This window comes from Clostridium oryzae, assembly GCF_002029235.1.
GTDB classification, from domain to species: Bacteria; Bacillota; Clostridia; order Clostridiales; family Clostridiaceae; genus Clostridium_AE; species Clostridium_AE oryzae.
Map to the genome: position 1 here is coordinate 47,176 of NZ_MZGV01000012.1, position 21,691 is coordinate 68,866.

The 21,691-nt window shown below is 33.5% G+C and carries 13 protein-coding genes and 1 other annotated feature; of the genes, 3 read left to right on the forward strand and 10 right to left on the reverse strand.

Annotated elements, in window-relative coordinates; genetic code table 11:
* Position 1: 1 nt before the first annotated feature.
* Together CLORY_RS07645 and CLORY_RS23220 are read right to left on the reverse strand one after the other, a co-directional pair.
* Entirely contained in the window at positions 2–451 is a 450-nt protein-coding gene (locus tag CLORY_RS07645) for a hypothetical protein (protein WP_079422927.1), read from the reverse strand.
* A gap of 28 nt (positions 452–479) precedes the next feature.
* Entirely contained in the window at positions 480–626 is a 147-nt protein-coding gene (locus CLORY_RS23220) for a hypothetical protein (protein ID WP_169911559.1), read from the reverse strand.
* 217 nt (positions 627–843) lie between these two features.
* On the opposite strand from CLORY_RS23220, the gene CLORY_RS07650 reads away from it, so the two are divergent.
* Entirely contained in the window at positions 844–1,500 is a 657-nt protein-coding gene (locus tag CLORY_RS07650) for an NAD(P)H-dependent oxidoreductase (protein WP_169911560.1), read from the forward strand.
* A 131-nt stretch (positions 1,501–1,631) separates the two neighbouring features.
* On the opposite strand, the gene CLORY_RS07655 is transcribed toward CLORY_RS07650, so the two are convergent.
* The 3 genes from CLORY_RS07655 to CLORY_RS07665 all read right to left on the reverse strand — a co-directional run bounded on the left by CLORY_RS07655 (position 1,632) and on the right by CLORY_RS07665 (position 7,890).
* A complete protein-coding gene (locus CLORY_RS07655; RefSeq protein ID WP_079422929.1) occupies positions 1,632–4,028 on the reverse strand; it encodes a valine--tRNA ligase in 2,397 nt (798 codons plus the stop codon).
* A gap of 74 nt (positions 4,029–4,102) precedes the next feature.
* Positions 4,103–4,356: a binding site (T-box leader), on the reverse strand.
* 82 nt (positions 4,357–4,438) lie between these two features.
* Entirely contained in the window at positions 4,439–5,611 is a 1,173-nt protein-coding gene (gene alr / locus CLORY_RS07660; RefSeq protein ID WP_079422930.1) for an alanine racemase, read from the reverse strand.
* 179 nt (positions 5,612–5,790) lie between these two features.
* The gene (locus CLORY_RS07665) at positions 5,791–7,890 is read right to left on the reverse strand and encodes a thioredoxin domain-containing protein (RefSeq protein WP_079422931.1); all 2,100 of its coding nucleotides are present in this window, start codon (positions 7,888–7,890) and stop codon (positions 5,791–5,793) included.
* A gap of 190 nt (positions 7,891–8,080) precedes the next feature.
* On the opposite strand from CLORY_RS07665, the gene gltS reads away from it, so the two are divergent.
* Positions 8,081–9,268, forward strand: a complete 1,188-nt coding sequence (gltS, locus tag CLORY_RS07670; RefSeq protein WP_079422932.1) for a sodium/glutamate symporter — start codon at positions 8,081–8,083, stop codon at positions 9,266–9,268.
* Between the two features lie 346 nt (positions 9,269–9,614).
* Positions 9,615–10,448: a methyl-accepting chemotaxis protein gene (locus CLORY_RS07675; RefSeq protein ID WP_079422933.1), complete on the forward strand. Its 834-nt coding sequence runs from the start codon at positions 9,615–9,617 to the stop codon at positions 10,446–10,448.
* Positions 10,449–10,682: 234 nt separating this feature from the next.
* Here the strand turns inward: CLORY_RS07675 and CLORY_RS07680 are convergent, their stop codons facing one another.
* The 5 genes from CLORY_RS07680 to CLORY_RS07700 all read right to left on the reverse strand — a co-directional run bounded on the left by CLORY_RS07680 (position 10,683) and on the right by CLORY_RS07700 (position 21,669).
* Positions 10,683–12,701 carry a methyl-accepting chemotaxis protein gene (locus tag CLORY_RS07680; protein WP_079422934.1) on the reverse strand — a complete coding sequence of 673 codons (2,019 nt, stop codon included), beginning with the start codon at positions 12,699–12,701 and terminating at the stop codon, positions 10,683–10,685.
* Between the two features lie 233 nt (positions 12,702–12,934).
* Positions 12,935–15,334 (reverse strand): leucine-rich repeat domain-containing protein, encoded by a 2,400-nt coding sequence (locus CLORY_RS07685; protein WP_079422935.1) that lies wholly within the window; start codon positions 15,332–15,334, stop codon positions 12,935–12,937.
* 280 nt (positions 15,335–15,614) lie between these two features.
* Positions 15,615–17,936, reverse strand: coding sequence for a leucine-rich repeat domain-containing protein (locus CLORY_RS07690; protein ID WP_079422936.1), 2,322 nt, complete (start codon positions 17,934–17,936; stop codon positions 15,615–15,617).
* A 370-nt stretch (positions 17,937–18,306) separates the two neighbouring features.
* Positions 18,307–20,796, reverse strand: a complete 2,490-nt coding sequence (locus CLORY_RS07695; protein ID WP_079422937.1) for a leucine-rich repeat domain-containing protein — start codon at positions 20,794–20,796, stop codon at positions 18,307–18,309.
* Positions 20,797–21,030: 234 nt separating this feature from the next.
* Complete coding sequence (locus CLORY_RS07700) at positions 21,031–21,669, reverse strand: pyridoxal-phosphate-dependent aminotransferase family protein (protein ID WP_079422938.1); 639 nt, start codon at positions 21,667–21,669, stop codon at positions 21,031–21,033.
* Positions 21,670–21,691: the final 22 nt, after the last annotated feature.

Genomic DNA, 21,691 nt, shown 5'->3' on the forward strand with positions numbered 1-21,691 from the left:
TTTATTTTATTTTCAGCTCCTCATCTACTTGTTTCTGAACTCTTCCAAAGGATATTTCCTTATCCTCTCCATCTAATTTAAGAAAGGATTTAGATAAATCTTCAACAGTAGATTCCAATAAATTCATAAAGCGCGAATACGCAAAATTGAATTTGGGATCTTCCTCATCTTGTCCAAACACCAAGTACACTAAGCCTTCAAGCATTTGATCCATACCCCATAACTTCAAATGCAATAGTTCATGAATAATTAATGCTTCAAGGTTAGTTTGTTTAGGATTGAAACAATTAATTAATAAAATAGCTTTTTTATCATCAGCATCTATCTTAATATCTCCTGTCTTTCTCCATTCCTTATTTACAGCTTCATATTTTATATCCCAATCCCTAAGCCTTAGCGTATCCTGCCATTTTGTTAAATACTTCTTAATATCTTCTTCTTTAAATTTCATTTTTCTGACTCTTTATCTATTATAATAATTATTTCTTAAATCTCTTACCATACTTAATCCATAAATAGACTATTACTAATATTATAGCAATCAATATTATCATTCCGCTTGGATGACCATAAAATCCACTATGATAATAATGATGATAGTGATTATGATGTAATATACTATGCATAATCGAATGTCCTACACTATGATGATAACCATGACTATGAAAATGAAAGTGCATTAACTAGCTCACACCCCTCTATTTTTAATTCTAAATTCTTCATCTTGCTCAATTAATACTTTAAGTTTATTTTTTCATGTTATTTGACCTTACTGTTAACTCATTGTATCATTATACCATAAACACCCATATTGTACGAATAATTCTAGAAAGGAGCCTAAATATGGTTATTACTTGTATTTCTGCCTCAAACATAAAACATGCTGTTAAAAACAGCACCTCATTAAAAACCTGTAAAATTATAAAAGATTTGTTGAAAATGAAAGTTTCAGATCATGTAGATGTTGAAATTATTCCATTGGTTAATTATGAACTTGAGTCCTGCATTGGGTGCGGCTCATGTTTTCAAAAAGATGTCTGCGTTCATGATGAAAGTTTTAATAGAATTTATCAAATATTAGTTAAATCTGACGCATTATTTATTGTTTCCGCACACTACGCCCCAATACCATCGAAACTTTCTATGCTTCTTGAAAAAATAGAACAATTAGCCTTTCTAAAAAGGTTTAATAATGAAAATTATCGATCTCCTTTGTTTAATAAACCCGTTGGAATAGTTGCACACGGCGGTGGAACTGAAGAAATTATTAAATATTATAAAGAACCCGTTCTAGATTCTATTTGGAATGCCTTATCTTATCCTGTTGAAATGAATATTGTTGAAACAGATGATGAACATAGCAATGGTGTAATACTTCCAGTTAAGAGCGTAAAAAGAATTGACACCTCCATCTTTCCTATGCAGGAATATGATTGGAGCGATATAAAAGAGAGATTGTCTCCCTTAGTAAGTAACGTTCTTGATGCCGTATTAAAATAACTGCCTAATAGAAATGTTGTGACACTACCGAGATTGATCCGTTCATTAAGCACTTGTAGCACGAATTTATGTAAATTTTCTAAAAATACTAGGCAGCTATTGCAATCAGCAGCCTAGTATCTTCTGACAAATTAATAAAGCTTAACACTTAATTCATCATTAAATTCAAATTCTATATTTTCAGCCCATGTACAGGCTTTTATATCCTTAATGGTTTTAGTAAGGTACAGGCCCTCACTTTCTGGTATTTGAAGCTTAAGAGTTTCTATTCTATCTTTTAAGGATAGGTTCTTTTCCGATTTATACCTTCTTACTTCATTTATTATAATCTTAATATGCTCTCCAAATTGCAATATGCTTCCATCGCCATAATTAGGACTCATATTCCAAATCATACTGTGAATTGAATTTACCTTCTCAAACTGTTTAAAATAGGACTGATATATTTCTTCTGTTATATGAGGGACATAGATTGCATAGAGCTTAAGCAGCTCTAAGAGTACGTTGTAAAGGGCATATTGAGCAGAATATCTTTCCTTCTCTCCATGAACTTCTGGTTTATAGAGTCTATCCTTTACTATTTCCAGATAGTCATCACAAAAATCCTGCCAAAAAAAATCGTCTATAGTATGCTTAGCAATTCCAATTTCATAGTGCTTTAAGCTTTCCGCTGCAGCTTCTTCAACTTGCTTAATCCTATCAATTATCCATCTATCGATTGGCAAAAGTTCCTCGGGTTTATTACCATTATAGTCCTGAAGATGGATTATGCAAAAACTGGCTGCATTCCAAAGCTTCGTAAGAAACCTTCTTGAAAGCTTAAGTTCCTCCTCTGAGAACATCGTATCCGTTCCAAGCTTAGCCCCTGCTGCCCAGTATCTTAATGCATCTGCAGAGTGTCTTTCTATAAGCTGCTTGGGAGATGATCCTGCATTATTTTTTGATTTGCTTATCTTCTCTCCTTTTTTCGCTAGAACAAAACCACATATCATAATATCCCTCCACGGAAGCTTTCCGGTATGAAAAAGGCTCCTTACTATTGTATAAAACGCCCATGTTCTTATTATTTCATGAGCCTGAGTTCTCATGGACATTGGGATAAGCTTGTTGTGCATATCTTCTTCTGAGTTCCATTTTGAATTTATCAAAGGACTTAAGGATGAGGTAGCCCAAGTATCAAGTACTGCCGTTTCAGGTACGAATTTGCTGCTGCCGCATGTACAGGTTTTAATTGGTTTTGACTCCATCGGATTTACCGGAAGTTCTTCCTCTTCAGCGTATATAGGTTTTCCGCATTTACTGCAGTACCATAAAGGAAATGGAATACCAAAGTATCTCTGTCTGGATATGCACCAGTCCCATTTTAAATTTTCAACCCAATTAATATATTTACTCTTCATATAGGATGGATACCAATTTATCTCATCAGCTGCCTTTAAATATTTTTCCTTTTCACTTAAGATGTCTATATACCACTGTTTTGAATTGATAATTTCTATTGGTCTGCCGCATCTTTCATGAATAGAAACAGTGTGAGTTAAGGTCTCGTTTTTTTTCAGAAGTCCTCTTTCGTTAAGAAGCTTAATTATTTTTTCTCTTGCAGCTATAACCTTAAGTCCGCCTATAAATGGTACATCATCATACAGCTTTCCATCAGGCCTGATAACCTTTTTATATTTAAGCTCGTGCTTTTCATACCATTCCACATCTGTAGTGTCTCCAAATGTTGCACACATTACTAGCCCTGTGCCTTTATCAAGGCTTACTTTTTCATCCGTTAATATCGGTATTTCATAATTATATAATGGAACTCTTGCAGCTTTTCCAACATACTTTTCATACCTCTCATCCTCCGGATTTACAAATAAACATACACAACCATAAAGTAGTTCTGGTCTTGTAGTAGCAACTATCAGTTCCTCACCTTCAACTACAAATGGTATATAATTGAAGGTGGTTTCTATATCCTTGCTCTCTAGCTCTGCCTGAGCTATAGAAGTTTGACAGGTAGTACACCATAATACTGGTGATTCCTTTATATATGCTTTACCTGCCTTTGCCATATCTAAAAATGCCTTTTGAGATATCGTTTGTACCCTGCTGTTTATCGTCGAATATTGCAGGTCCCAATCAACACTGAACCCCATAGCCATCCAAAGTTCCTTGAATTCCTGTTCATATTTTTGGGTGGTATCAAGACATTTTTCTATAAATTCGCTTCTTGGCAATGATGCTGCTCTTATCTTTTCTTCCTTCTCTACAAGTCTTTCTGTTGGTAAACCATTATCATCAAATCCAAAAGGATAAAATACATTCTTTCCCTGCATTCTTTGAAATCTAGCTATCATTTCAGCTTGAGTATAGGAAAATATATGACCTATATGCAAACTTCCGCTTATTGTCGGCGGTGGAGTATCTATAGAAAAAGTCTGTTTGCTGATGTTAAAGTCATATTTGTATATATTATTTTGCTGCCAATATTTCTGCCATTTCTTTTCTGCTTCTTCTGCATTATATTTTTTATTCATTGTGATTCCTCCTAATTTTTTAATATTTTCTGTAACTGCGCAATTACAGAAAATAAAAAAACCTTCCATCCTAACAATAGGACGAAAGGTTATATTCGCGGTACCACCTAATTTTGTACATAAGTACACTCTTTAATATAGTACGGGCATAAGTCTGCCGATACTACTTCCCTTTTAACAGCGGGAACTCCCGTTAAAACCTACTAGCAAAAGCGTTCAGTTCAAAGCTCCAAGGCTACCTTCGTCATATCCATCCCGGGATATTTCCACCGCCAATCCCTCTCTATACTTCAAGATTGTGACTACTCTTCCTCATCAAAGCTTTTAAATATAGTACTATTATATTAATATAATTTATCATAGTTCCTATATATTGTCAATTAGATTGTTAAATGTCTGGTGTTTTACATTTAGTTGTAAAAATAATGCTTCGGTACTCTTTCAGTAATTCTTTGAAGCTGTTCATCCATACGTGTATTAATGCTGCTGCAGGCATCTACCCAAGAAATACTTTCATTCCCCTGAGTTCCTACTATAATTACTTTATCAAATTCCTTTGTTATGTTGACAACATCAGTAATATCAACTAATATTCCATCCATAAAATAATTTACGACAGGTACCTTTCTTTCAGCAATCAAAACTTCCTTCCAGCCTCTTGATATACCATCACCGTAGCCCATTCCTACCACAGCAACATAGCTATCCCTTTTGGCTACAAAACTATTTCCATAACCTCCTGAATGTCCTGCTTTTATTTTTTCTATTTTTAGGATTCTGCTTTCAAGTGACATAATTGATTTTACACCTTCAGGCAGACTGCTGTCACCTTCCTTATGTTCAAGTCCATAAAGTATAAGACCGCATCTAACCATATCAAAATGAGATTCAGGATACATCAAAATACCAGCTGAACCAGCAGAATGAGCAATATCGGGGCGCAAGCCTTCTCTTTCCAAACTGTTAAGAACATTATTAAACTTATGAATTTGCTCATTAGTAAATTGTGAATTAGTCTCTGGATCTTTAAAATGCGTATATATACCACTGATTTTTATACGAGGATATTTATTATGTATCATCGTTATAAAGCCTAAAACATCTTTGGGCTCTATTCCATATCTATTCAAACCAGTATTTACTTTAACATGTACCTCAGCCATTTTACTCTGCTTTGCCGCATACTCATCCAGCGAACTAATTGTTTTTTCATTATCCACCATTATCGTTATATGTTGATCCACAACGCAATTTACTTGAGAAGGCATTATAGGTGCTAGAATTATAATAGGAATCTTAATATTCGCTTCTCTTAATGCTACAGCTTCTGTAAGTCTTACAACACCTATGGCATCACAATTACATAACTGTAATTCCTCAGCAATCGTTACTAGACCATGTCCATATGCATCACCCTTAACAACACCCATAAATTTTACACCAGGCTTTAGCTTACTGCGAATGATCTCTAAGTTCCTCCTTAGCTGAGAAAGATTAATATTTGCTCTGTTTATCTCCTCAAGTACTGTTCTTGAAGATTTACCCTCTGAAGTTTTCATAAATTCTCTCTCTTCTGTCTTCATGCTCGTATCCTCTTAACGTAAAAATTTATAATTATTATATCGATTTATAATGAAACTAAAGTTTATAGATGAGTTAAGAAGTAAAAGTGAAAAAGTAAAAGTTTCAGAAACCTTCTTTAGGGAAAGATTTTTACTTCTTAACTATCACTCTTACCGCTTACCTTATTACAAATTAAAAGCTATGCGTTTAGGTATTTAAGCATTTGCTGTATATCTATTGTTGGTGCATTACAAACTGAATTTCTACAAATGTAAGCCGTAGCCTTTCTTTCTATAGATTCTAAATCTTTAACGTGTTCAGCTAAATGTGATATATCTGGTTCTTCTTCATCTATTGGATATAATATCACCGTCATATTAGGAATATATCTACTATTTAGTTCTGAAAGCATTTTTATTGTATCTTTGGAAGTTTTATCTCCACATATAACAACATCATAAGATGGTCCAATTAAATAATCTATTCCTACAAGCATTTGAGTATATGATATTGGTGATTCTTTAACCGTATTAGAAAATGCCTTCTGAAGTTTATCAGCATACTGTTCTAATGTGTAATCTCCAGTAATCCTAGACAATTTTATTAAATCTAACAAGGCTACCGAATTCCCTGATGGAACAGCACCGTCATATACCTCTTTTGTCCTCATTAAGATATCATCATCATCATTTGGAGTAAAATAAAAACCTCCATTTTCTTTGTCCCAGAAATATTCAAGCATTTGATCATTAAGCGTCACTGCTTGCCTTAAATATTCCGTATCAAACGTAGTCTCGAAAAGCTCTAATAATGCATGGATAAAGAAAGCATAATCATCTATATTACCTTTATAGTCCCAATCGCCGGCTTTAAATCTGTGCATAAGCCTTCCGTTTTCCTGAACGCACTCCACCAAAAAGTCCGCCGCTATACAAGCAATCTGAGTATAATTCTTATTACCAAACACTCTGCCAGCCTTTGCTAGCGCAGCTATTATAAGTGAATTCCAATCAGTAAGTATTTTATCATCCTTAAAAGGTCTCACTCTTTTCTGTCTTTCTTGCTGCAGCTTCTTTGTGATTTGTTCAAATTTCTGTTCAAATTGTTCTACAGGCATATTAAGTTTATTACTTAAACTTTGATTATTTTCATTAATGTTTAAATGAAGTATGTTCGTACCTATTGATGTTCCCATAGCTTCATCCTTAAAATTTCCATCCGGCTTCATATTGAAAACTTTAATTGCAATTTCTGCTTCATCTTTGTCCAAAATACTTTTTATCTGTTCAATAGACCATACGTAAAATTTTCCCTCTTCCCCTTCACTATCAGCATCCTCCGCTGAATAGAAGCATCCTTCGTCAGATTTCATGTCCCTGATTAAATATGCAAAAATCTTTTCTGCCATATCTTTATATTTTTTATAGACTGTAAGTTGATATGCTTCAACACATACATATGCTATCAGTGCCTGATCATATAGCATTTTTTCAAAATGAGGAAGCAGCCACCGCCTATCTGTAGAATACCTATGAAACCCGTAGCCAATCTGATCAAATATTCCTCCTGAATACATGGCATCCAGCGTTTTCAACACCATATCCAATGCACGCTTCTCTCCAGTTTTTTTATAGTACCTAAGCAGAAAAAGCATATTATGCGGAGTTGGAAACTTAGGTGCTCTCCCAAAGCCTCCATAGCTGTCATCGAACATCGAACTTAGCTGTTCATAACACCTATCTAGGACATTACTGCCAATGCTGTCTCCTGTTTCATGCATCTGTGAATTATCTATGGCTTTCATAATATGATCACCATATTCAATAAGTCTGCTGCGATCCTGTCTCCATAAAGTATTTACTTTATCTATAATTTCCAGCATTCCTGTACTAGCGTATCTGCTTTCTTTAGGTATATAAGTCCCTGCAAAAAATGGTTTCTTATCATATGTCATAAAAATGGTAAGCGGCCACCCTCCTGATCCAGTCACAGCCTGACATACAGACATATATAAATTATCTATTTCAGGTCTTTCTTCCCTATCAACTTTTATACATACAAATGTATCATTCATTAGTTTAGCTACCTGTTCATCTTCAAAGCTTTCTCTTTCCATAACATGACACCAATGACAGGTAGAATAGCCTATGCTTAAAAATATTGGCTTGTTCTCAGTCTTAGCTTTTTCAAAAGCTTCATCACACCAGGGATACCAGTCCACCGGATTGTGTGCATGCTGCAGTAAATAAGGTGACTTCTCGTTTATCAATCTATTGGGTGCAATAGTATTACTAGGCATTAAACCACCTTCTTTCTATTAAATAATATTTCTTATTATGCCCTAAAAATAAAAGGATACTACTTTTTATTTAATAATATGCATTTAATAATATGATAAAATTGGAAACAGTACTGGCTAGTTTTTCTTATATACAAAGCAAATAAAACATGTTATCATATAACCTGACTATCTTAAAGGAGTATGAAGAATGGTTTTCAAACTTGACTTGATTCAAACACTTGCATTAGCAGTATTTATATTAATTATTGGAGATTTATTGAGAAAAAAAATTAAATTACTTGATCACTTTTGCATTCCTGCGCCAGTGGTTGGAGGCATTCTATTTTCTCTAATTTCATTATTAGGCTACACCTCTAAGACTTTTACATTTGAATTTGATGAGACCTTAAAAGATGTATTTTTAATAGGATTCTTTACTACAATTGGGTTCACTGCAAGTCTTAGGTTATTGAAAAAAGGCGGTATACAAGCATTCATTTTTTTACTTGTGAGTATAGTTCTAGTTATTGTACAAAATGTACTAGGAATTGGATTAGCTAAGCTATTTAATTTGCATCCTTACATTGGTTTGGCTACCGGATCAACTCCACTTGTAGGCGGCCCGGGAACATCCGGTGCTTTTGGTCCTTTATTTGAGCAAGCTGGTGTGAAAGGAGCTGCAACAATTGCTATGGCAGCAGCTACCTTTGGTCTAGTAATGGGATCATTAACTGGTGGTCCTATTGGAAAAGCTCTGATTGATAGAAATAAGCTTGCAGGCAAAAATGAAAAAGATTGTCAAGATGAAACTGTCATAGATAAACTGATAAATCTTGATTCAGACTCATTGTTGAAATCAGCTATAATTATTGTAGTAGCAATGGGTATCGGAACGATAATTTCAAAATGGTTTGTTGATATAGGTTTAACATTTCCACCATATATTGGAGGTATGCTAGCAGCAGCCATTATTAGAAACATCTATGATTTTACTAATAAGGAGTTAGTCCTTGAAGAAATTGAGTCTCTAGGAAACATTTGCTTAGCTTTCTTTTTATCCATGGCACTTATGTCACTTAAGTTATGGCAATTAGCAGATTTAGCGCTGCCAATGATGGTTATATTATTAGCTCAAGTAGCATTAATGTCATTGTTTGCGTACTTTGTTGTATTTAGAATAATGGGCAAAGATTATGATGCTGCAATTATTGCCTCAGGAACTTGTGGATTTGGACTTGGAGCAACAGCAAATGCGATGGCAAATATGGAAACTCTTACAGAAAAATATAATAAAAGTGCACCAAGGGCGTTTTTTGCAGTACCGCTTGTGGGCTCTCTATTTATAGATTTTTTCAATGCTTTTGCAATAACTTTCTTCATGAACATATTCAAATAGCTAAGTGATTCTTCTAAAAAACTATTATAGTTTTGTGCTCATTTATTTCGTAATTTACGTTAACTCTAAGATTAATATTTATAAGCATTCAATCCGCATAGGATTGGATGCTCTTTATTTTATTAAACACAATATTTGATAAAATCTAGTTAGCATAAAAGTCCTAAACGCTATAACTTCCCAACCTGATTATGTCAATAGCATTTCTGATAGAGTTATTTTTAAGTACCCTAATTCAATATATGCTTCTCCTTTTATCCTATCTTATTAGCTATTATACATTGAAAGGCATGTTAAATTATGTTATATTGTTAATAAAATATAGCGGATATTAGGAGGAACTGTAATGGAAAAAATTTTTGAATCATTGATTCATGCTGCGCCGATTATAAGTGAAGCATTTGAAAAAAATGTAATAATCACAATTTGGGATAAAAAAGAGTGTATATACTCTCTAGATAGTAAGAGCACAAAATCATCTGCAAATGTTGGGGACAAGTACGATAGTAGCTTTACTGAAAAAATTGGTGCTAATGATACTATTTTTAACAAAAAAGAGACATTTAAAACTGTACTTAATAAAAGTGAGCATGGAATCGATTCTAAGTTAGTTCTAATTCCAGCTATTAGTGAAAAAGGTGAAGTTGTTGGTTTTTTAAGTTTGTCAACAAATATAGAAAATCTCTCGAAAATTAAAAGCTCTACAATGGAATTAAAAAGTTCCCTTCAAGAAATAAATTCTACCATATCGGAAATTACTAATGGCGCAACACAGCTATCCGAAAAGTTAAACTATATGATAGAGAATACTAAAGTAACAGAAAAATTAATAATTGAAAGCAACGAAGCTGTAGCTTTAATCGAAAGTATAGCTAAACAGTCTAATCTTCTTGGACTTAATGCTGCAATAGAATCTTCAAGAGCAGGAGAATATGGAAAAGGCTTCTCAGTAGTAGCAGATGAAATGAGGAAATTAGCATCAAATAGTAATGAGTCCTCTAAAAAAATTCTATCTGCACTTGCCGAAATGAGTAATAATATGAAAGTAATAATAGATACAATAAATGAAACAGGTCAAATAGCGACAAATCAGGCTGCTTCTCTAGAAGAAGTATCTGCAACAGTAGAGCAAATTACTTCAAATTCACAAATATTAGTTAATAACATGAAGTTGGATTAATTTATAGGCAAATTTCTAGATAAATTGGTGGTTCTTCTTTTATTATTTACATTATTCTTTATCTTATATATATGTCTTGCTTTTTAATTGACATTAAATTGCACAAAAAATTACTATAGAATTAAGTTTCTATAGTAATTTCCAGTCTACCTTATTTTTTTAATATATCATCCTCATATTATCACCAACGTAATTTAAGAGTAATTTGTTTCTTCCCAACCTAAATTGAAGTTATTATACTGTGAATTTGGCTGTATTCTGGTTTAATTTAGTGGCAACCTCATTTAGTTGTTGCGCAAATCTCGCAATATCCTCTAAAGATCCTAATAACTCTTCCGAGGAAGCAGCAATTTCTTCTGCTGAAGCAGAAGTTTCTTGAGATACTGCGGCAACAGAATCAATCTTGGAAACAACCAATTCCTTTGAATTTATTGTACTTGCCAAAGAAGTATAGGTGTCCTCAACTAAAGGAGCTATGCTTGCTATGGAATCAAGAATCTCTTTAAAAGCAGACAAAGTCATTTCGGCAGTTGAAGACTGATTATTCACTAGTCCTTCAACCTCATAAGTAGTTTTAAGAACATCTTCTGTTTCAATACTTATGGATGAAATAAGCCTTTGAATTTCTTCCGTAGAACTTTTAGACTGCTCAGCTAATTTTCGTACTTCCTCTGCAACCACAGCAAAACCTCTACCGCTTTCGCCTGCTCTTGCTGCCTCAATTGCAGCATTCAATGCTAATAGATTGGTTTGCTCAGAAATACCATCAATCACCTGAGTAATGCTTCCAACCTGTGACACACTGTTATTTAAACTATTAACCTTTCTAGAAACTTCTTCAAAAGATTTATGAATATCATCGATTGAGCTAAATAGTTTATTAATTTGTTCTTGTCCTATGACTGCCTTCTCCTCAGATGCTCTGGACTTATCCTTTACCAAAGTGACCTTTTCATTTATATTGTTTAGCTCTTCCGCCAACGAATCGCTGACTGTCGACACCTCGCCCATATTTAATGTTTGCTCTGATGCGCCCTTTGCTACTTCATTGATCGCATTTGCTACTTCTTGTGTTGTAGTTACCATAGCATTGGAATTATCTTGTAATGAATTGGACATATCATTAATTATATTAGACTGCTTTCCTATAATGCCAATAGTTTCCTTCAAATTTTTAATCATGTCATTAAATCCAGAAGATAATATTCCAATTTCATCTTTACTCTTAACTTTAGCCAAAACCGCTAAATTACCAGTAGCTATTTGTTTTGATACATTAACAAGCTGATTTATTGGCTTGGTTATGCTGTTTGCCAGTAAAAATAAAATGTTAGCAATAATTATAAAAATAATTATTGATATTACTACATTCGTAATAATAATATTTCTAACAGTCAGATTTACATTTGCCATAGAAAGTCCAATATCTATTGCCCCCATAATTTTACCTTCTCTTTTTAAAGGTACTATGACATCGTAAACCCACGTATTATCGGTTTTATAGAAAAAAGTTGAAGAATAAGGCTTACCGTCAACAGTAGCAGTTTTGCTTCCCACGTCTGTAAGCCTTATATTTATTCTGCTTTTATCACTATGAGCAACAGCTTTTCTATCTTTACTAATGTACAACGCATATTCTATACCTTTTTCTTTTGCCAAATCTTCTACTAAAGTTTGCATATCAGTTGAAGAGCTATATTTTTGCAAGCTATTAGCAAGCAGGCCTATTTGAACAAATCCACCACCAGGCATTGCCTCATAACCATATTTGTAATAATTATTGCCTACTGAACTTTTCCTGATGTTTTCAATTAACTCGGTCTTTTCTCCTGACAATACTGTCTTGGCAGTACTCTTGTCATCAAAGGTATAACTTAAATTATCCTTCAAATTTGAATAGATTATTTTGCCGCTTTTGTCTGCAACATTTATTTCATCAATATGCATATTTTTAGATAATTTGGTTAAAAAAGCATTGCTTACCTTACGTTTATCCATTATAACAAATTTTGCATTATTTCTAATCTTGTTATCAATATCTTCATTCATTAAATTTTTAGCTGTTGTAGATGACTTTATCTGATTGGCCACTTGCTTTGTAAGACTCATCCCATCTTCCTTCATCTGTGCAACTAACCTGGATTTTGAAATATAGATTGATGTACTTGCTATCGTTGCAATTACAATAAACAAAATAATTAAAGGTATGAATAGAATTTTAAATCTTATTGAAATGTTTCGACTAGTTTTCACAAATTATCCTCCTCTGTTTTAATTTCTTGTCGCAAACATTATTATACATTAAATAAAAATTAATGAAAATAAATTTCTTGTTAAATATGCTATATTACGCCAACTATGGTTTCTATTGTTACGATTTACTAATAAATTCTACATATATCTTAAATTTAATGATCTGACTCCTATTATTTATATTCTCAAAAAGAGCTCGCTTATTGCGAGCTCTTTCTCTAACTGATATAATCTCATTTTACTAATTTTACATGCAAGTCATGTACTAGAGCATAATAATATGCTTCTGAACCACTCTTACAGCCAATAATTAAAGGAAGATCATCATTCCACCAATAAAATATTTTATTACCATCAAATTTAATGAGACTTTCCGGCATATCAATCTCTTCTATTGTACAAGCTTCCTGAAAGGCATGGTTACCTAACTCCTGAACTCCATCTTCAAATACAACTGTTTTCACTCTACTATCCGCAAATGCATATTCTCCGATAACTTTTACTGTCCCAGGTACTGTTACCTTATCTACAGTCTTATAGCTAAAAGCAAGGGGTGCAATACTTGTCACATTATCAGGTAATGTAATATCACTTTTCGTTCCTTTATATGCAAGTAAAGTTCCATCACTGGTTACAATATAGTCTCCATCATAATTATTTTGCCAGGGAGTATCTTCAAACACGCCATAGTTAGGATTTTCATAATCATCTTCATAGCTAATAGTGATAGGATAATCTATATGTGAAGAAGGTAAGGTTACATCTTTTAATGCAGTACAATCTGCAAAAGCACCTTCTCCCATTTTATTTAACGATTCAGGCAAAGAAATTGAAGCAAGTTTAGCACATTTATAAAAAGCATATTCTTCTATATCCTTTATACCACTTTTAAAAGTTACATTTGTTAAATTGCTGCAACCGCTAAATGCACTGCTGCCTATCGACTTAACATTTGAGGGGATATTTAACTTCGTTATTTTAGTGTTATTTTCAAAAGCACCACTTTCAATTCTGGAAATGCCCTTAGGAACTGCGATTTTAGTATTTTTACCTCTATAGGCTAAAAGAATTCCATTTATAGTTGCAAAATCGCCTGAATAATTAGATAACCAGCTTGTGTTCTTAAAAGCATCATAACCAACAGAAGTTACTCCTTTACCTCCCGTTATGCTCTTGAGTCTCTTACAATTTTCAAAAGCTTCCTGATCAATAGTCTGCACCGATGCTGGAACAGAAATATTCATAAGATTAGTACATCCAATAAACGCATCATTTCCAATTGAAGCTATAGAGGATGAAAATACAACCTTTTTCAGGCTAATACATTTTTCAAACGTATAATCACCTATAGTTTCCACTTTACTAGTTAAATCAACAGTCTTTAATTTTGTACACCCAGTAAATGCACCTTCACCTAAATTCTTTACGCCGTTTGCCATGATAAAGCTTCCAAGTCCTTTGCAATCTCTAAAGGCATAATCACCTATATCAGTAAGTTTCTTTGCAGATGAAAGTGTAACTTTACTCAAACTTATACAACCATCAAAGACACCTTCCCCAATAGTTCTCAACTTTTCAGGTAACATTATGCTTGTAAGCTTAATACACTTTTCAAATGCATAGTTATCTATCTGACTGCATTCTGAATTTTTTATAAAACTTACATTACTAAGTGATGAGCAATTTGAAAAGCTCATAAATCCTATGGTTTTTAAGCTACTTGGGAATACTATATTACCAAGCTGAGTACAACTGTAAAACGCTGAGTTGCCAATCTCTATAAGACCATTAGGTAGCACTACCTTTTTTAGTCTAGTATCTCCTTGAAAAGCGCTATCAGCAATTTTTTTTACTTTTGCAGGAACCGTTAAGCTCTTATCTGTACCAGTGTACTTCAGAAGAATTTGATCACCTACAATCAAAAACTTGTCTTTATTATTCTTTAACCATTTTGTATACGCAAAAGCTTCATCATCAATAGAAGTTACTGTACTTGGTATAGTTACAGTTGTTAAATTACTACAACCGCTAAATGCATCGTGTTTTATAGTCTTAAGTCCTGCTTGCATAGTTACTGAGGTTATGCTTGAATTATCTTCAAAAGTTTGATTTGCTATAGTTTTTACGTTTTGAGGAATAGTAAGTTTCGAATCTGAGCCTTTATAGCGTACAAGTACACCATCACCTACTATAACATAATCACCTTTATAGTTAGTAATCCATGCTGTATCTGCAAATGCACTAGAATCAACATCATTAACAGACGTAGGTGTAGAAATTGAGCTAAGGCTTGTGCAATGTGAAAATGCATATCCTTCTATGCTCTTAACCCCATTTTCCATGGTAACACTTTTTAAAGCAGAGCAACTATCAAAAGCTTGGATTCCAACAGTCTCCACTGAAGATGGAATTGTAACTTGTTCAATAGCTGGATTGTCTTGAAAAGCATTTGAGCCTATTTCCTTAACTGTGCTAGGAATAACTACATTCTTTTCATGACCAGTGTACTCAGTCAGTACTGCATCTTTAATTATAAACTCATCATTTCCTTCAGCCTTTACTGGAGTTGGCATAACTGTCATAAAAGAAAAGATAGTCAAACACAAAACCATTGAAATTTTTTTCATCCACATTTTAAAATCCCCCTTTATATTATAAAGAAAACATATCTTGTATTCTTTAATAATAAAATTTATATGTTATAATCTTATTCCAAAGTTGTTATGAAGTTGTAAAAAAAATATATTATTCTCATGACTACAAATACGTAAACTATTACTTTTGTAGGCCACAATCCATAGCTTTCGCAGTATATCATGAAAAGCAGGCATACTTTCTCTGCCTGCTTTTCCACTCTTTATTTCTATTTAGATTAATAAACTTCTGCATTTCTCTTACATTCTAATGATTTTATTATTTTAACTCAACATTTATCTTATTTAGCAAAGCATAATAATAAACTTCTGAGTTATTGCTGCAAACTATAGTTAAGTCAACATCCCTACTATTGTAGCAATCAAATATATGATAGCCAAACTTTGTAACACTTTCAGGTATATCAACTTCACCTAATGAGGTAGTATCTCCAAAGGCACTGCTGCTTAACTCTTGGACTCCATCTTCAAGTACCACTTTCTTTACGCCACTATCAGAAAATGCACATATCCCTATAACCTTAACTGTTCCAGGTACTGTTACACTTTCTACTGATTTATTATAGGAAAATGCAAATGGCGCAATACTAGTCACGTTTGCAGGCAAAGTAATATCCTTTTCTGTTCCAGTATATGCCACTAAAGTTCCGTCACCAGATATAATATAAGCTCCATCGTGATTCTTCACCCAAGGCGTATTACAAAATATAGCTTGATTATCTTCAGGATCAACATTATCACTGGTTTCATATTCAACATGCGGTTTAGGAAGTGTCACATTTTTCAATGCAGTACAATTTTCAAAGGCCCCTGCTCCAAGCTTTTTTAAGGAGTCTGGTAAAGAAATAGAGGCTAGTTTAGTACATGTTGTAAATGCAAATTCTCCTATATCCTCTAATCCCTTTGAGAAAGTTACACTTGCTAAACTGCTGCACCCTCCAAAGGCATTATGGTCTATTGCTTTTACATTTGACGGAATAGATACTGCTGTTATTTTCGTATTACCTCCAAAAACAGCAGGCGCAATCCTCGTAATATTTTTAGGAATTTTTATTTTAGTTCCACTGCCTTTATATTTCACAAGAATTCCATTTATATTCACAAAATCACCTGAATGGCTAGTTAACCACGCAGTGTTTTCGAAAACATCAAGATCAACAAAAGTTATTCCTTTAGCCCCAGTTATACTTTTGAGTTTTTTACAATTTTTAAAAGCATTACAATCAATAGTCTTGATTGATTTAGGAATATTAATGTTTTTAAGCATACTACAATTTTCAAACATATATCTACTTATAGTTTTCATATTACTAGATAATTTTACGGTTTTTAATCCCTTGCAATTATTAAATATACCATTACCTGTACTCTTTACTCCTCTCGGCATGGTAAAACTTACAAGTTTAGTACAGTAACTAAATGTATACTCTCCAATTTTAGTACACTTGGTTTTTGCAGCAAAATTTATTTTGTTAAGAGCTGTACATTTTAAGAAAGCATAGTCACCAATGGTTTTCACACTAGCTGGTAACGACATTTGTTTAAGTTTAGTACACCACCCAAATGCATCATCTGCAATTTCAGCGCATGACGAATTTTTAGAAAAACTTACACTACTAAGTGATGAACATTTCCAAAAACTTTGAGATCCTATAACTTTTAGCTTACTTGGAAATACTATTTTCTTAAGCTTAATACAGTTAGCAAATGCATCCACGCCAATTTCAGTAAGCTTACTTGGCAAAGTTATATTTTCTAATTTTTTGTTTCCTGCAAAAGCTGACTCTGCAATCACCTTGACTTTGGATGGAAGAGTTATAGTTTTATAAGAGCCAGTATATTTCAAAAGTATTCCGTCACCTACAATTAAAAATTTATCTTTGTTTTCATTTAACCATTTTGTAGATGTAAAAGCATCATCACCAATTGAACTTACTGTACTAGGCACCTTTACATCTGCTAGGTTGCTGCAATCATAAAAGGCCTGATCATTTATAGTTTTAAGCCCTGCTTGCATAGTTACTGAAGTTATGTTACTGTTGTCCTCAAAAGTGTCAGATGCTATTGTTTTTACATTTTGTGGAACGGTAAGATTTGTACTTGAGCCTTTGTAGTTAATAAGAACACCGTCTCCTACTATAACATAATCATCCTTATAGTTTTTCAGCCATGCTGTGTCCTCAAATGCATAAGTATTAACGTTCTTTACTGAAACAGGTACATTAACAGAACTAAGATTTTTACATTCTCCAAATGCTCCCGCACCTATGCTCTGTATACCATCTTCCATAACAACACTCTTCAGAGCTGAACAATTAGCAAATGCATAATCGCCGATACTTTTTACTGAAGATGGAATGGTAACTTTTTCAATTAATGAGTTATCTCGAAAAGCATCCGAACTTATTTCCTTAACGTTACTAGGAATAGCTACCTCCTTTTCATGACCCTTGTACTCAGTCAGTACTCCACCATTAATTACAAATGCATAGTTTGTTTCTGCCTTTACGGGAACGGACAGCATTGTCATCGTTGAAAAGACAATCCCGCAGAGAATAATTCCTATTTTTTTTACTCTCATTTAAAGTTCCTCCATTTGTATATTTATTAAAAGATTTCCTTTATATCTTCATAATAGAATTTCTATGTTATGGTTTTATATTAAAGTTGTTATAGAGTTGTAAAAATACGAAAAATAATTGCACACTATGTCAGCCGTTTTTTTCATTTTACCGCTTCTGTGTCTTCTTCTCTTAATCTGCTAACTTCAAAATATATTACTGTTTCTTTTAAATTGCTTCGTAAACATGATATAACGTTTTTTTTAGCGCTCATTTTTTTACTCTATAGGAGTATAACTTAATATTAATTAAAAGTTATCATAATTGGCAAAAAACATAAATTTCTAAAGAGTAACAAACGATTTTCATCGCCTAGAAAATGTAGGCAATTTAATTTCTTAAATTAACACCATAGTTATTCACTAAAGCAAAATAATAGGCTTCTGAGTTTTTCTTACACTTTATAGTTATTTCAACGCTTTCTTCATCACTAAAATAAAATATGTCCTGTCCAAATTTAGTAACGCTTTCCGGTATATCTATGTCATCTAATAAGCGTGCTCCATGAAAAGCATTGTCACATATCTGCTGTACTCCATCTTCTACTACTACATTTTTAACTGAACTAAAAGAAAATGCATTTTCTCCTATTACCTTAACTGTTTTCGGCACCGTTACCTTATCAACACTGCCATAAGAAAAAGCGAAGGGAGCTATGCTTGTCACATTATCTGGAATAATGATTTCTTTTTTAGTTCCTTTATAAGCAAGTAGAGTTCCATCGTTAGTTATAATAAAATCTCCATCATAATAATCAAGCCAAGGAGTAGCCTTGAATACACCATATGAATCTCCTGGCCATGCAGGAGGATCAGATACATCGTCTGGAAGCCAGTAAACAGGCTCGTAGTCCACGTGTGAATCTGGTAGTTTTACTTCTCTCAAAGCAGTACATTCCTCAAAAGCTCCTTGACCATACTTTTTTAGTGATTCTGGTAAAGAAATAGATTTAAGAGCAGCACATTGATGAAAAGCATATTTCCCTATATCCTGTAAACCTTCTGCAAAGGACACCGTCCTAAGATGAATGCATCCAGCAAAAGCATCTTGTCCTATGACCTTAACACTTGAAGGAATGGTTACATCTGTTATTTTATCATTTTTTGCAAAGGCACCAGCACCAATTGTGGAAATACTATCCGGAATGGAAACTGCAGTAGCCTTACCTTTATATGCTATAAGAATATCTTGTAATTTTATAAAACTTCCGGAATACTTATTAACCCAACTTGTATTATTAAATGCTTTGTATCCAACTGAAGTTAATCCTTCCCCTCCAGTTACTGTTTTAAGTTTTGTACAATCTTCAAAGACCTCATCATCAATAGTCTGTACTCCAGCAGGAATATCTATAGCCGTCAAACTGCTGCATCCATAAAAAGCCTTTCTACCCATTGAAGTTATAGAGCTAGGCAGTTTCACAGATGCCAAGCTTGCACAATTATTAAAAGTATAATCACCTATAGCTTGTATATTGCAAGGCAACGTAACAGTTTTTAATTTTTTACAATCACTAAGGGCCTCATAACCTATATTTTTCACTGCAGCTGGCATTGCAATGGTTGTAAGCTTTTTACAGCCACTAAAAGTATCTTCACCTATAGTTGTTAGCTTCTTTGCATTTGATAGCGATATCTTACTCAAGCCAGTACAGCCTGCAAAGGCACTATTTTCTATTGTTGTACAGGCAGATTTGCTAGAGAAACTAATTTGCTTAAGTGCTTTGCAGTTTATAAAGCTCCCCTCTGATACAACCTTGAGCTTAGCTGGAAATGTTATCTTACTAAGCTTACTACAATCCTTAAAAGCATTATTTCCAATATCAGTACAAACTGAATTTTTCTGAAAGCTCACAGCAGTAAGGGATTTACAGCCTAAGAAACTTGAAGCTCCAATAGTCTTAAGTTTACTTGGGAAAGTTACCTTACTGAGCTTACTGCAGCCCCAAAAAGCTGAGCCATTTATACTTGTAAGATTTTTAGATAATGTCACGTTTTCTAGCCTTATATTGTTTCCGAAAACTCCATTGGCTATTACTTTTACCTTATTGGACAGTGTTATACTCTTACTTTTACCGTTATATTTAAGAAGAATTCCATCTCCTGTAATTACAAATTTTTCTTTGTTATCCTTCAGCCATTTTGTATCAGAAAAAGCATCGTAGCCAATGGAGGTCACGGTACTTGGTATTGTCACAGTTTTTAATGCAGTGCAACCTGCGAACCCATCATCTTGTATAGTTTTCAAACCTTTTTTCATAATGACTTTAGTTATTTTATTATTGTGTATAGCTGATTCTGCTATTGTTTTTACACTATCAGGTATTGTGAGACTTGTACTTGTACCTTTATAATCGATAAGCACTCCGTCTCCAACTATTACATAGTCGCCTTTATAATTATTAAGCCAAGGTGTTTCAGAAAATGCATCTGCATCAACACTTTCTACAGAGTCAGGTATATCCACTGAGTTTAACTCTTTACAATATTGAAATGCTGCACCGTCTATGTTATGTACCCCTTCTTCCATAATAACACTTTTCAGAGCATCGCAACTTTCAAAGGCTCTATAATCAATGTTTTTTACCGTTCCTGGAATTGTAACCTGTTTAATTATGGGATTGTCATAAAAAGCAAGTGCATCTATTTCCTTTACCGTATCAGGAACTACTACATTTTTATCATGACCATAGTACTTCACTAGCACACCATCTTTAATAGCAAACTTATCATTCTCTACAGCCTTTACATACGTAGGTATTACTACCGTAACAGCTAGTGCAATAGTAAATATCAACCCAGCAAGTTTTATCTTTTTCATCGTAATATCATCCTTCAAATAAATTTTGAAATATATTCACAATAAATATTACCATAATTATACTTCTATAGAGTTTATACGTAAATAAATACATAATGGTGCATAATTCTCCAAAAACATTACAAAAATAATGATTTTCCCATCTTATGTAAAATTCCTAAAAAGCAAAAAACCAGGCGAGAATACATTCCACCTGGTTAAGCCATAATAATTATTTTTTTGCATTGAACTAATTCAAACTAATTTTGAGAACTCCTCATGCATTTTAGCTTTTAATTCAATTCCAAGACTTAAGAGAGTATAATTAAGCGCTCTAAGCGTTATAAATACTTTATCTACTTCGCAGTTTTCTCCCATATGTCCTATTCTAAAAACCTTATCCTTTAAAATATCAAAGGCCCCTGCAATTAAAATACCGTGTTCATTCAGCATAATCTTAAAAATATCGTTAAAATTTGTTTCCTCGGGAATTATTACCGAGGTTACCGTATTAGAATATCCTTCCAAAGGGTAAAGCTGAAGACCAGCTGAAACTAAACTTTGTCTTACTGCTTCTGCTATCTTACTATGTCTTTCGTATCTGCTGTCTCCTTCAGCAAGCACATTGTCAATAGCAGTATCCAGCGCATACAAATCGCTTATAGGCTGCGTATATGGAAATAATTTTTCATTATACCAGTTTTTCCACAGAGCCAAATTCACATAGAAACCTGCAATTGGCTGCTTTCGCTTTAATATTTTCTGCCATGTCTTTTCACTTATGCTCATAAAGCTTAGTCCAGGAGTAGCCGAGAGACATTTTTGCGACCCGCCCAATACGATATCAATATTCCAATTATCTACTTCTCCACCTATTCCAGATGCAGAATCCACTACTGAAATGATTTCAAACTCA

Excerpts from the sequence above, each read along its gene's own strand:
- CLORY_RS07645 (WP_079422927.1), bottom strand. The coding sequence starts at position 451 with ATGAAATTTAAAGAAGAAGATATTAAGAAGTATTTAACAAAATGGCAG.
- CLORY_RS23220 (WP_169911559.1), bottom strand. The coding sequence starts at position 626 with ATGCATAGTATATTACATCATAATCACTATCATCATTATTATCATAGT.
- CLORY_RS07650 (WP_169911560.1), top strand. The coding sequence starts at position 844 with ATGGTTATTACTTGTATTTCTGCCTCAAACATAAAACATGCTGTTAAA.
- CLORY_RS07655 (WP_079422929.1), bottom strand. The coding sequence starts at position 4,028 with ATGAATAAAAAATATAATGCAGAAGAAGCAGAAAAGAAATGGCAGAAA.
- alr (WP_079422930.1), bottom strand. The coding sequence starts at position 5,611 with ATGAAGACAGAAGAGAGAGAATTTATGAAAACTTCAGAGGGTAAATCT.
- CLORY_RS07665 (WP_079422931.1), bottom strand. The coding sequence starts at position 7,890 with ATGCCTAGTAATACTATTGCACCCAATAGATTGATAAACGAGAAGTCA.
- gltS (WP_079422932.1), top strand. The coding sequence starts at position 8,081 with ATGGTTTTCAAACTTGACTTGATTCAAACACTTGCATTAGCAGTATTT.
- CLORY_RS07675 (WP_079422933.1), top strand. The coding sequence starts at position 9,615 with ATGGAAAAAATTTTTGAATCATTGATTCATGCTGCGCCGATTATAAGT.
- CLORY_RS07685 (WP_079422935.1), bottom strand. The coding sequence starts at position 15,334 with ATGTGGATGAAAAAAATTTCAATGGTTTTGTGTTTGACTATCTTTTCT.
- CLORY_RS07690 (WP_079422936.1), bottom strand. The coding sequence starts at position 17,936 with ATGAGAGTAAAAAAAATAGGAATTATTCTCTGCGGGATTGTCTTTTCA.
- CLORY_RS07695 (WP_079422937.1), bottom strand. The coding sequence starts at position 20,796 with ATGAAAAAGATAAAACTTGCTGGGTTGATATTTACTATTGCACTAGCT.